Consider the following 12,060-nt stretch of genomic DNA (forward strand, 5'->3'; position numbering starts at 1 on the left):
ATGAATACGGTGTAGATAGGGCAGACTTATTATTAAGGCTGCCCTTTACTATTTTAAAATTATACTTAGATAAATTTAGATTTAAATGAATTGAAAACAGTGGATTAATATAGTATCTTACTATAGTCTAAAGTGAGGTATGAAGAACATAATAGGTTAAATATAAAATCAAATGAGGTTAACATATGAGTAAAAAAAGTTTTAGTAATTATGCATTAAACAAAGAAATCATACGAGCGCTTACTGGTTTAGGCTATGAGCATCCGACAGAAGTGCAAGGAGAGGTTATTCCAGTTGCACTGCAAAAGAAGGATCTTGTTGTAAAATCGCAGACTGGAAGTGGAAAAACGGCTTCGTTCGGTATACCACTTTGTGAAATGGTAGAGTGGGAAGAGAATAAGCCACAGGCATTGGTTTTAACACCAACGAGAGAACTTGCTGTTCAAGTAAAAGAAGATATTACGAATATAGGTCGATTCAAAAGAATTAAGGCTGCCGCAGTTTATGGTAAATCTCCATTTGCACGCCAAAAATTAGAGCTAAAGCAAAAGACACATATTGTAGTGGGGACTCCTGGTCGTGTGTTAGATCATATTGAAAAAGGTACTCTTTCTTTAGAGTGTCTAAAGTACTTAGTTATTGATGAAGCAGATGAAATGCTAAATATGGGGTTTATCGATCAAGTAGAAGCAATTATTGATGAATTACCTACAAAGCGAATGACAATGTTATTTTCAGCAACGCTTCCAGAGGATGTTGAAAAGTTGTCTCGTACATATATGAATTCACCAACTCATATTGAAATTAAAGCAGCTGGGATTACAACAGATAAAATTGAACATACACTTTTTGAAGTGATAGAAGAAGAAAAGCTTTCACTTCTTAAAGATATAACAACAATTGAAAACCCAGATAGCTGCATTATTTTTTGCCGCACACAAGAAAACGTAGATCATGTATATAGACAGTTAAAGCGCGTTAACTATCCTTGTGACAAAATACATGGTGGTATGGTACAAGAAGACCGTTTTGAAGTAATGGATGATTTTAGAAAAGGAAAGTTCCGTTATTTAGTAGCAACAGACGTAGCGGCTAGAGGAATTGATATTGATAATATTACACATGTTATTAATTACGATATTCCACTAGAAAAAGAAAGTTACGTACACCGCACAGGAAGAACAGGACGAGCTGGTAATAGTGGAAAAGCTATTACGTTTATAACACAATATGAGAATAGATTTTTAGAAGAGATTGAAGCGTACATTGGTTTTGCAATTTCAAAGGGACATGCGCCTTCAAAAGAGGAAGTTATGCAAGGGAAAGCAGTATTTGAAGAGAAAATACATGCCAAACCAATTATAAAGAAAGATAAAAATGCAGATCTAAATAAAGGAATTATGAAACTGTACTTTAATGGCGGGAAGAAAAAGAAAATTAGAGCGGTAGATTTCGTCGGTACAATTGCTAAAATTAAAGGTGTTACAGCAGAAGATATAGGCATTATTACAATACAAGACAATGTTTCTTACGTTGAAATATTAAATGGAAAAGGACCGCTTGTTTTAAAAATCATGAAAAATACAACGATTAAAGGGAAACAATTAAAGGTTCATGAAGCAATTAAGTAAACAAAAAAACTATCCACTCTCTAACAGGTGGATAGTTTTTTGTTTAAGATTCTTTGAGATCATCAACTAGTTTCTCTGCTAAACGTCTATACATATTACTCATAGTCACGAAGGATGTTAGTAATAAAAACTTTTCTAGCTTTGGATCCTCTAAGGAAGAAACCTCTTTTACTTCCGTAACACGTGTATTTACGTCTTGTTTAAAGCTTTCCACATTGGTTTCAGTAAGAGAAAGATAATCTTTATAGAGAGTATTTAATTCGAATGTTTCATCGTTTATTAATGGTGCATTTATATTTTCTAAGGAGCTTTTTATATCATTAATGGAAAGTGCTCCTTTTAATTGATAAATTAAGCTGATTAAAATCATATGCTCTTTTGAATACTTTTTATTTTTGATAGGGATAAATAATTTCCCCTTTGCGTAATTGTTAATCATTGTTTTTGTTAATACTTTTTCATCAGCAGTTCTCGTTGTATCTGCATAAGTATTCTCAAATAGTTGAACAACTTGGTCTACATATAAGTCGACATTTGGGATATCCTCAAGTTTAATATTTTTTTCTAAATGTAATGATTCAAGTAATTTATTTATATTTTCCACGTAGAACCCCTCACTTTTATAACTTAGTGGAGCTTAATGTTTAGTATATCTTTAAATATGGTATTACGAAACAAATGAAATGTAAATGTTGACCTGTATGAATAATGTATATATAATTACATGTAGTTATTAAAACTACATGTAATTATATGAGGGGTGTTTATATGAATGCTTATGTAAGAGAACCGGTTAATGCATTTACTCACTTAGGAGGAGCTGTATTATCATTTATTGCATTATTAGCTATGCTTGTGAAAGTTTCTGTTAAGATGCCATCTTTTGCTGCAATTACGGCTGTTATTTTATTTGGTATCGGGATGATGGTCCTTTATATGGCGTCAGCTGTGTATCATAGTGTTGTAGCCAGTGAACGTGTTATTTATTTCTTTAGGAAGCTAGATCATTCTATGATTTTTATATTAATTGCAGGTACATATGCACCCTTTTGCTTAATTACATTAAATTCGGCAAATGGTTTACTATTATTTTGTTTAGTTTATGCAACTGCGATTTGTGGTATTGTTTTTAAAATGTTTTGGTTTAATTGTCCAAGATGGTTATCGACAGCAATTTATCTTCTGATGGGTTGGTTAATTGTTCTATTCTTTGCACCGCTAGCTGAGAATTTAAGTACAGGAGGTATCATTTTCTTAGTACTTGGAGGCATTTTTTATACAATTGGTGGATTTATTTACGGTGCGAAGCCAAAATGGCTGGAGTTTAAATATATGGGACACCATGAAATTTTTCATATTTTTGTATTGTTAGGTAGTCTTGCGCATTTTCTAAGTGTATATTGTTACGTAATTTAACAAACGAACCTTTCGAGTGCTTTTTAGTGGAACCGTTATTTTTCTTGATTAATAAGAAATGATATAGACAAATATATAAGTTGAAGGCTATATAACTTAAAGGTTATGTAGCCTTTTTATATAACCAAAGATAAAAATTAAATATTTAGAATTTTCAACCTTAAAATATGATAGGATAAATGTGTATTGAGATTTTATAATTGATGATAAGTGGGGGACTATATATATGACGATACTTATAACGGGTGGAGCAGGGTATATTGGTAGTCATACATGTATAGAATTATTAAATAATAATTATAAAATAATAGTCGTAGATAATCTTTCAAATAGTTCAATAGAATCTTTAAACAGAGTAAAAGAAATAACAGGAAAACAATTTGAATTTTATAAAGAAAATGTTTTAAATCGTGAAAAAATGAATGATATTTTTTTGAGAAATAACATTGAAGCAGTTATTCATTTTGCAGGTTTCAAAGCGGTTGGGGAATCGGTTACAATTCCAATTACATATTATTATAATAATATAATGAGTACGGTCATACTATGTGATGTAATGCAAAAACATAATGTTAAAAAATTTATTTTTAGTTCATCCGCAACCGTATATGGAGTTCCAAAAACATCACCAATTACAGAAGACTTTCCATTAAGCGCGACGAATCCATATGGGCAAACCAAATTAATGATTGAGCAAATTATGCGTGATATAGCAAAAGCTGATAGTGAATGGAGTATTGCGTTACTTCGCTATTTTAATCCGTTTGGGGCACATCAAAGTGGACGTATTGGAGAAGATCCGAATGGGATTCCGAATAATTTAATGCCATATGTAACACAAGTAGCGGTAGGGAAATTAAAGGAATTAAATATATTCGGAAATGACTATCCGACAATAGACGGGACAGGTGTCCGGGATTATATTCATGTTGTTGATCTTGCAAAGGGACATGTAAAGGCACTCGAGAAAGTACTTGTGACCAAGGGAATCGATGCATATAACCTTGGTACGGGGAAAGGGTATAGTGTATTGGAGATGGTTAAGGCTTTTGAGAAGGTTTCGGGCCAAAAAATACCTTATAAAATTATAGAGCGTCGTCCTGGTGATGTAGCAATATGCTTTGCTGACGTATCTAAAGCAAAGCGAGAATTAGGGTGGGAATCGAAACATGGATTAGAAGATATGTGCGTAGATTCTTGGAGATGGCAAGTAAATAATAAAAATGGCTATCAAATGATTTAAGGTAGTTAATAAGGTATCCTTTTAGTATTTTCTAGGATACTTTATTTTTATTTATATAATAAATTCGATTATTTATTATGTTGGTTGAAGTCAGTAATATGTTCATTTTACGAAGAAAAATCAATGAAATATTACTGACCGTAGCATTTCAAGGGGAATTTGTTTTATTGAGGGTTTGTATAAGTTGGTAATATAGATGAGAAATCTTCATGAATTTTAACAAGTTGTCTATGATAAACTGTATTGCCCTCTTGAATTGTATAGGGCAGAGCACTTCGCCCAAAACAGTTTGCAATAATATTAGCATGCTTCGGATAGGAAATGCGGATTTCATACAAATTAACTGTCTCATCTAATTCTGCATAAAAAGAAGTTGAATGATTGCCAAATAAAGGATAAGGGAAACTTGCTTCTGAATTCTCACCAATTAATACAGGTAATTTTACCGGATTAGAATGGCTAGACCAATCCCAAATTTCTATATTTATGTGATGTTCGTATGCATTTAGATTTACAATGTTTACTACAGCTGAAGCAGTTGCAGCTTCTTTTGTTAAAACACCTGTGGAATAAATACCAATTTGATTTGGATAATAAAGAGGCATAAATATCAAACCTTCCCAAATTAATATGATTGTACAATATTCTATGCGGATAATTGATAGAATGAGATAGGGAAAATGCAACATCCTACTAATTTTTTATAGAAATAAAAAATATAATATTGAAAAGAATTCCAATACTTGTATCATTGTTAGAGTACGTTTATAATCAAGGAATCCTATTTAATGTTCTGATAGGATTATTTATTATTGAAAGCGTTTTAAATCTGCCCTTTTTTAAGGTAGGAAGTCTGACTTATTCAGATTAAAAATTATGTATGTAGTTTTAAATAGGAAGAAAAATAATAAAGTATCACTTTATATTGTGGGGAGGTTAAAAGTGTGAAAGGGAAAGATTTTCACACGAATATATATGGGTTATGTAGGATTATTACTTTCAGGTGCAGCTTTATTCTTAAATAGTCTTGTCATATTAGGCAAAGCAGAGATGAAAAGTGCAGGTGTCTTTAATTTATTTGTGGGGGCATTACAAATTATCATTCCGTTCTATTTGATTATGATTTCTGATCAAAGTAATTGGACGGTATATTCATATGCAGCTACTTTTTTATTTGGTTTAACATATTTGTATGTAGGAGTTACCTTTATTACGGGAATGAGTAGCACTGGGTTAGGTTGGTTTTGCCTATGGGTAGTTATTATTGCTTTATTTTATATGGTTGTATCTTTTGTTCAATTTCAAGATGTTCTTAACGCGTTAACATGGTTTATGTGGGCTTTACTTTGGTATTTATTCTTTGTGCTAAATGTACAAAAGAAAAATATTAATCAATACCTAGGTAGAATAGCATTTGTACAATCATGGGTAACACTTACACTTCCATCTCTCTTTTATTTTATGGGAATATGGGGAGAGCCATTAGTATATGAAATATCAGTTTATGTATCGGTAGTTTCAATTTTATACTTTTGCTATTGTATTTTTAAATATCGGGTACGTTAATGTATCATATGTAGAAAAAAACATGGAATCGTTAAACTGATTCCATGTTTTTTCTATGTTAGCATTTATAATAATAGAGGTAGTATTTTACAATTTATAAAATGGGGATGATGAAGGTGAAAAGAGTATTGGTGCTAGGGGGAACAAGGTTTTTCGGTAAACATTTAGTAGCAGCACTTTTGCAAGCTGGGTATCATGTAACAATTGCTACGCGGGGAATTACCGAAGATTCCTTAATGAAGTGACTAATTGTACGTTACATAATAGAAAGGCTCGCGAATTAGGATTTCCGTTCCGAGAATTAAATACAGAAATAAAAAATGTTTTACAGCATTACATAAATAGATTGAAATAATTATAAATCCCCTGGTGGCAATCCGAGGGATTCTAGAGGATTTCAACAATACTAGTTTTACATTACCAAATTTACCTTACACGCATGATGAATGGCAGGCATCATCAATATATGGGTCTAGTTAACCATAACCTTATGGAATTACCCACTTTCCACTCAAAAAAGTTGGTCGAGATAAAAATAATTTCCTTGTGTCAAAAATAAACTTGTTTTTTCGGAAGTCAACAACAATTCCGGAAATCTTCTGACAAATATTACGATAAAAGTAACACTTTTGATTTCGTTTGTGACTCTTATCCTTTTTGCTTATACTGTAAAGTAGTAGCGTTTTGTTGAAATAGAAGGAGATCGTTTATGAGTAAAACGAAGCAATTAATAGAGGAAGCAAGTAATTTTATTACGATTTGTTATAAAGAGCTTCAGAAAGAGCAATTGATAGAAGAACGTATAAAAGAAATTCAAATTGAGATAGAGAAGACGGGTACGTATGAGCATACATTCGAAGAACTTGTTCATGGTTCGCGAATGGCATGGCGTAATAGTAATAGATGTATTGGAAGGCTATTTTGGAGTAAGATGCACATATTAGATGCCCGTGAAGTGAATGATGAAGAGGGTGTATATAATGCATTAATTCATCATATTAAATATGCAACGAATGACGGGAAAGTGAAACCGACAATTACGATTTTTAAGCAATATCAAGGTAAAGAAAATAATATACGGATTTATAACCATCAATTAATTCGATATGCAGGATATAAAACGGAAATGGGAGTGATTGGTGATTCTCATTCCGCTATATTTACAGATTTTTGTCAGGAGCTTGGTTGGCAAGGAGAAGGTACAAATTTTGATGTATTACCACTTGTATTTTCTGTGGATGGGAAAGCGCCTATATATAAAGAAATTCCGAAAGAAGAGGTGAAAGAAGTACCAATTGAGCATCCGGAATACCCTGTATCTTCACTCGGAGTAAAATGGTATGGAGTACCGATGATTTCAGATATGCGTTTAGAGATAGGTGGTATTTCTTATACCGCTGCTCCGTTTAATGGATGGTATATGGGAACGGAGATCGGGGCTCGTAACTTAGCGGATTATGATCGTTATAATTTACTTCCAGCAGTTGCAGAAATGATGAATTTGGATACGTCAAGAAATAGTACGTTATGGAAAGATAAGGCATTGATTGAGTTAAATATCGCTGTGTTACATTCCTTTAAAAAACAAGGCGTGAGTATTGTCGATCATCATACTGCTGCACAACAATTTCAGCAATTTGAGAAGCAAGAGGTCGCTTGTGGCCGTGTTGTAACAGGTAATTGGGTATGGTTAATTCCGCCGTTGTCACCAGCTGCCACTCATATTTATCATAAACCGTATCCAAATGATATTCTGAAGCCGAATTTCTTTCATAAATAGTTTGTAGTATAGGGCGTTTCCTGCAAAATATAAATTTTTTTAATTACTGCTATGTAGCAATTGGAAGCCTTTACTCTTAGTTATTTAGGGAAGGAGCTTTTTGAACCATGGAGTTCCGTATGTTATAATCAAACTTCTGTTTCGAAGACTTTATAGAAATATAAGGTCTTTTGTTTTGCCTTCTTATTTCAAAAAGCTAGTAAATCAAAATAGATAATAAAAAGAGAGGAAGGTTCTTATTTTGGGGAGCTTCCTCTCTTTTTTATGTCCGCTAAAAGTTTAATTGTATTGGTGGGATTTTTCAAAATATATCCATCCCCCTTGACGGTTACCTTATTATTTTTCGATAATAAAGTGAAGCTATAATTGGTGAGGACTTTTCTGATCCACCACTGATTATCAGCCTACATCAACTGGGATAAAACTGACTAAACAAAAAGGAATGAACCACAGATGCTAAATTTAGTACTTATGATGATTGAACGTGTTGGACTTATTGTTATTTTAGGTTTTTTACTCTCTCATATTAAGACATTCAGGCGCTTACTTCATAGGCAGGATGGATATATAGATAAGTTTAAGCTTATTTGTATTTTTTCAGTGTTTACAATTGTAAGTAATTACACAGGAATTGAAATTGCAGGGAATACGATTATGAATGAAAATTGGCTACAAGGTGTTTCTTCATCGAGTACAATTGCAAATACACGTATTATGGGTGTTGGAATTAGTGGATTTCTCGGTGGTCCTATCGTTGGAATTGGAGTAGGATCGATTGCTGGTATTCACCGTTATATGCTCGGCGGGACAACAGCGGTAAGCTGTGCAATCTCGTCAATTTTAGCAGGAGTGATAGCGGGGTATATCGGATACATTTTCCAGAAACGTAATCGTACAATTACACCTAAATTTTCAGCGATTTTAAGTGTGTTTATCGTTTCTTTAGAAATGATTATGATTCTATTAATTGTAGAGGATGGAATGAGTATTGTGAAAACAATCGCGATACCGATGATCCTTGTGAATAGTTTCGGGAGCTTTATTTTACTTTCTATGATCCAAGCTATTTTGCGTCAGGAAGAGAATGCGAAAGCACTGCAAACGCATAAAGTATTACGCATTGCTGATAAAACGTTACCTTATTTTCGCCGGGGTTTAACAGAAGAATCTTGCAAGTATGTGGCACAAATTATCCACCGCTTTACGGGAACAGATGCGGTATCCTTAACAGATACAGAGAAAATTTTAGCTCACGTTGGATTAGCATCGGATCATCATATTCCTTCACACAGTTTAATAACAGGTTTATCGAAAGAGGTTCTACATACAGGGAAAATAATGAAAGCGAAATCGCGTGAAATTATTAATTGCCAACATGATGGTTGTCCATTGCAAGCGGCAGTTGTTATTCCATTAACTTCACATGGGAATACGATAGGAACATTAAAACTTTATTTTAAAAACGCTAGTCAATTAAGTCGTGTTGAGGAAGAGTTAGCGGAAGGGTTAGCTAAAATATTTTCCACACAGCTTGAGTTAGGTGAAGCGGAGTTACAAAGTAAGTTATTACAAGATGCTGAAATAAAAGCGTTGCAAGCACAAATCAATCCGCATTTTTTATTTAATGCAATTAATACAGTATCAGCTTTATGCCGAACAGATGTAGAGAAGGCAAGAAAATTATTGTTGCAGCTTAGCGTCTATTTTCGTTGTAATTTGCAAGGTGCACGTCAATTGCTTATTCCATTGGAACAAGAGTTGAATCATGTACAAGCATATTTATCATTAGAGCAAGCGAGATTTCCAAATAAGTATGAAGTAAAGATGTACATTGAAGAAGAATTAAAGACAACTTTAGTTCCACCATTTGTGCTTCAGTTATTGGTTGAAAATGCATTGCGTCATGCTTTTCCGAAAAAGCAGCCATTGTGCCAAGTTGAGGTGCATGTGTTTGAAAAAGAGGGGATGGTCCATTTTGAAGTGAAAGATAATGGACAAGGGATTGAGAGTGAACGTCTAGAGCAATTAGGAAAAATGGTAGTTCCATCAAAGAAAGGGACTGGAACAGCTTTATATAATATTAATGAACGACTTATCGGGTTATTTGGGAAAGAGACAATGCTTCAAATTGAAAGTGAATTAAACAAGGGGACGGAGATTATCTTTGTAATTCCGAAAAAAGTAGGGGAGGAAGAACCGAGTGTTAAAAGTATTGGTAGTTGATGATGAAATGTTAGCACGGGATGAATTGAAATATTTATTAGAGCGAACGAAAGAAGTGGAGATAGTCGGTGAGGCGGATTGTGTAGAGGACGCTTTAGAAGAATTAATGAAAAATAAGCCAGACATTGTTTTTCTAGATATTCAACTATCTGATGATAACGGATTTGAAATCGCAAATATATTGAAGAAGATGAAAAATCCACCTTCAATCGTGTTTGCAACTGCATATGATCAATATGCACTGCAAGCATTTGAGGTAGATGCGTTAGATTACATTTTAAAGCCATTTGATGAAGAACGCATTGAACAGACATTGAAGAAATATAAAAAACAAAAACAAGCGAAAATAGAAACGAAGCAAGAAGTAAAGGTGGGCGATGTAACGGCAGAGATGCATAAATTAGCATTGCCAATTGAGGAATCAATTGTACTTGTTAATATTGAAGATATTATTTATGTAGGGCTTGTAGATGGAAAAGTAGCTGTAAAAACAATGAAAGAAACGTATGTAACGCATGATACACTTGTGATTTTGGAAAAGAAATTACCGCAAACAAGTTTTATACGTGTTCACCGTAGTTTTATTGCGAATATTAATCATATTACAGAAATACAGCCATGGTTCAATTCTACTTATAATTTAATCATGAAAGAAGGTTCAAAAGTACCTGTTAGTCGTACATATGCAAAAGAGCTCAAAAAGCTGCTTCGTATTTAAGAAGCAGCTTTTGTATTTCACTGTATAATTTTTGTAATTGGCTGTTTATATTTGACATTCCGCTATGTAAACGCTTTCTTTTACATTTATATCCTATAAAATAAAGGTACCAAATCAAAAGAGGTGGCCAAAATGAGCACAAAAAAAGTATATGGTTTTCTATCACAAATATTCGTTTTTTCAGCTATTATGTTAGTTTCTAATATTATCTCAACCCATTTACCCATTCCGATGCCTGCATCAGTAATTGGGTTAGTCGTTTTATTTAGTCTATTATGTTTAAAGGTTATTAAATTGGAGCAAGTTGAATCATTTGGAACAGCCTTAACAGGTATTATCGGATTCCTTTTCGTCCCATCAGGTATTTCTGTTATTAATTCTCTTGGTGTAATGAGCCAAAATTTTGTACAAATCTTAACTGTAATCGTTGTCGCAACAATTATTTTACTTGCTGTAACAGGTTTATCTGCACAATTAATGTTAGGTAAAGATGACAAAGAAGCAAAAGATACAAAAGAATTGAAAGTTGTAAACAAAGGAAGCAAACACGGAAAAGTCGCGTAACTATTTTAGACCATACATGGTTAGGAGGTAATGAACATGACAAGCACAATGACTCCATATTTCGGAATCGTCGTTTCATTAATTGCATACGGAATCGGAACGTTTTTATTCAAACACTCAAAAGGATTCTTCTTATTTACACCACTATTCGTAGCAATGGTATTAGGGATCGTATTTTTAAAGGTAGGTAACTTTACTTTTGAAGAATATAATACTGGTGGGAAGATGATCAGTTTCTTCTTAGAGCCAGCAACAATTGCCTTTGCAATTCCATTATATAAACAAGTTGATAAGTTAAAAAAATATTGGTGGCAAATTTTATCAGCTATCGTGATTGGATCTATTTGTTCAGTGATTGTTGTGTTCATTGTCGCAAAAGCGATTGGTTTAGATACAGCAGTAATGAACTCAATGTTACCGCAGGCAGCAACAACAGCCATCGCATTACCAATTTCTGAAAGCATTGGTGGTATTCCAGCAATTACATCATTTGCAGTTATCTTTAACGCAGTTATTGTATACGCATTAGGAGCATTATTCTTAAAAACATTTAGAGTGAAACATCCAATTGCAAAAGGTTTAGCACTTGGAACAGCGGGTCATGCATTAGGGGTTGCAGTAGGAATCGAAATGGGTGAAGTAGAAGCAGCTATGGCAAGTATCGCTGTGACAGTAGTTGGTGTCGTAACAGTGGTGGTTATCCCAATGTTTATGCCTTTTATTGGATAATAAGGTGAAACTTTAATCATTGGGGAGTGTCCATCCCAAAATGATTATTAGCCTTCATCAATCGGACTTTTACGAGCAGTTATCTCCCACCTAACTGCATCGTATTCGCCGAATTTTGAGGTAGGAGTCTTACCGCCCGTTAATACGGGATAAAACTTACTTAAAAAAATATAAAAGCAAGCTATTTGTA

Annotated in this window: 11 protein-coding genes and 2 pseudogenes; 11 read left to right on the top strand and 2 right to left on the bottom strand. The window is 33.5% G+C overall.

The annotated features are described in order from the left end of the window. Positions 1-185 precede the first annotated feature (185 nt). The gene (gene dbpA, locus COC96_RS22095; RefSeq protein WP_098268569.1) at positions 186-1,631 is read left to right on the top strand and encodes an ATP-dependent RNA helicase DbpA; all 1,446 of its coding nucleotides are present in this window, start codon (positions 186-188) and stop codon (positions 1,629-1,631) included. Positions 1,632-1,674: 43 nt separating this feature from the next. On the opposite strand, the gene COC96_RS22100 is transcribed toward dbpA, so the two are convergent. After that, positions 1,675-2,235: a DUF1836 domain-containing protein gene (locus COC96_RS22100; RefSeq protein ID WP_098769363.1), complete on the bottom strand. Its 561-nt coding sequence runs from the start codon at positions 2,233-2,235 to the stop codon at positions 1,675-1,677. 164 nt (positions 2,236-2,399) lie between these two features. Between COC96_RS22100 and trhA the strand changes: the two genes are divergently transcribed. Both trhA and galE read left to right on the top strand, forming a co-directional pair. Beyond that, positions 2,400-3,047, top strand: a complete 648-nt coding sequence (gene trhA / locus COC96_RS22105; protein ID WP_098769365.1) for a PAQR family membrane homeostasis protein TrhA — start codon at positions 2,400-2,402, stop codon at positions 3,045-3,047. 226 nt (positions 3,048-3,273) lie between these two features. After that, positions 3,274-4,290, top strand: coding sequence for a UDP-glucose 4-epimerase GalE (gene galE / locus COC96_RS22110; RefSeq protein ID WP_098268572.1), 1,017 nt, complete (start codon positions 3,274-3,276; stop codon positions 4,288-4,290). A 164-nt stretch (positions 4,291-4,454) separates the two neighbouring features. On the opposite strand, the gene COC96_RS22115 is transcribed toward galE, so the two are convergent. Further along, complete coding sequence (locus tag COC96_RS22115) at positions 4,455-4,895, bottom strand: hypothetical protein (protein WP_098268573.1); 441 nt, start codon at positions 4,893-4,895, stop codon at positions 4,455-4,457. Between the two features lie 370 nt (positions 4,896-5,265). On the opposite strand from COC96_RS22115, the gene COC96_RS22120 reads away from it, so the two are divergent. The 8 genes and pseudogenes from COC96_RS22120 to lrgB all read left to right on the top strand — a co-directional run bounded on the left by COC96_RS22120 (position 5,266) and on the right by lrgB (position 11,870). Continuing rightward, a complete protein-coding gene (locus COC96_RS22120) occupies positions 5,266-5,856 on the top strand; it encodes an AmiS/UreI family transporter (RefSeq protein WP_098268574.1) in 591 nt (196 codons plus the stop codon). A gap of 101 nt (positions 5,857-5,957) precedes the next feature. Further along, a pseudogene (locus COC96_RS22125) lies at positions 5,958-6,089 on the top strand (NAD-dependent epimerase/dehydratase family protein); the annotation flags it as partial. A 2-nt stretch (positions 6,090-6,091) separates the two neighbouring features. Next, positions 6,092-6,211 (top strand): annotated as a pseudogene (locus COC96_RS28175) (epimerase); the annotation flags it as partial. Between the two features lie 354 nt (positions 6,212-6,565). Further along, positions 6,566-7,636, top strand: a complete 1,071-nt coding sequence (locus COC96_RS22140; RefSeq protein ID WP_098268575.1) for a nitric oxide synthase oxygenase — start codon at positions 6,566-6,568, stop codon at positions 7,634-7,636. Between the two features lie 453 nt (positions 7,637-8,089). Continuing rightward, the gene (lytS, locus tag COC96_RS22145) at positions 8,090-9,859 is read left to right on the top strand and encodes a two-component system sensor histidine kinase LytS (RefSeq protein WP_098268576.1); all 1,770 of its coding nucleotides are present in this window, start codon (positions 8,090-8,092) and stop codon (positions 9,857-9,859) included. After that, entirely contained in the window at positions 9,837-10,577 is a 741-nt protein-coding gene (locus COC96_RS22150) for a LytR/AlgR family response regulator transcription factor (protein ID WP_098268577.1), read from the top strand. The genes lytS and COC96_RS22150 overlap by 23 nt, the downstream gene beginning before the upstream one ends. Before the next feature lie 132 nt (positions 10,578-10,709). Beyond that, positions 10,710-11,141 carry an antiholin-like murein hydrolase modulator LrgA gene (gene lrgA, locus COC96_RS22155; protein ID WP_098769367.1) on the top strand — a complete coding sequence of 144 codons (432 nt, stop codon included), beginning with the start codon at positions 10,710-10,712 and terminating at the stop codon, positions 11,139-11,141. Between the two features lie 36 nt (positions 11,142-11,177). Then, complete coding sequence (lrgB, locus tag COC96_RS22160) at positions 11,178-11,870, top strand: antiholin-like protein LrgB (protein WP_097902491.1); 693 nt, start codon at positions 11,178-11,180, stop codon at positions 11,868-11,870. Positions 11,871-12,060 lie beyond the last annotated feature (190 nt).

The sequence above is a fragment of the Bacillus cereus genome (genome assembly GCF_002577405.1).
Taxonomy (GTDB): Bacteria; Bacillota; Bacilli; order Bacillales; family Bacillaceae_G; genus Bacillus_A; species Bacillus_A cereus_AU.

What these genes read in the sequence shown, in the direction of transcription:
- dbpA (WP_098268569.1), top strand. Translation starts at nt 186, where the DNA reads ATGAGTAAAAAAAGTTTTAGTAATTATGCATTAAACAAAGAAATCATA.
- trhA (WP_098769365.1), top strand. Translation starts at nt 2,400, where the DNA reads ATGAATGCTTATGTAAGAGAACCGGTTAATGCATTTACTCACTTAGGA.
- galE (WP_098268572.1), top strand. Translation starts at nt 3,274, where the DNA reads ATGACGATACTTATAACGGGTGGAGCAGGGTATATTGGTAGTCATACA.
- COC96_RS22115 (WP_098268573.1), bottom strand. Translation starts at nt 4,895, where the DNA reads ATGCCTCTTTATTATCCAAATCAAATTGGTATTTATTCCACAGGTGTT.
- COC96_RS22120 (WP_098268574.1), top strand. Translation starts at nt 5,266, where the DNA reads ATGGGTTATGTAGGATTATTACTTTCAGGTGCAGCTTTATTCTTAAAT.
- COC96_RS22140 (WP_098268575.1), top strand. Translation starts at nt 6,566, where the DNA reads ATGAGTAAAACGAAGCAATTAATAGAGGAAGCAAGTAATTTTATTACG.
- lytS (WP_098268576.1), top strand. Translation starts at nt 8,090, where the DNA reads ATGCTAAATTTAGTACTTATGATGATTGAACGTGTTGGACTTATTGTT.
- lrgA (WP_098769367.1), top strand. Translation starts at nt 10,710, where the DNA reads ATGAGCACAAAAAAAGTATATGGTTTTCTATCACAAATATTCGTTTTT.
- lrgB (WP_097902491.1), top strand. Translation starts at nt 11,178, where the DNA reads ATGACAAGCACAATGACTCCATATTTCGGAATCGTCGTTTCATTAATT.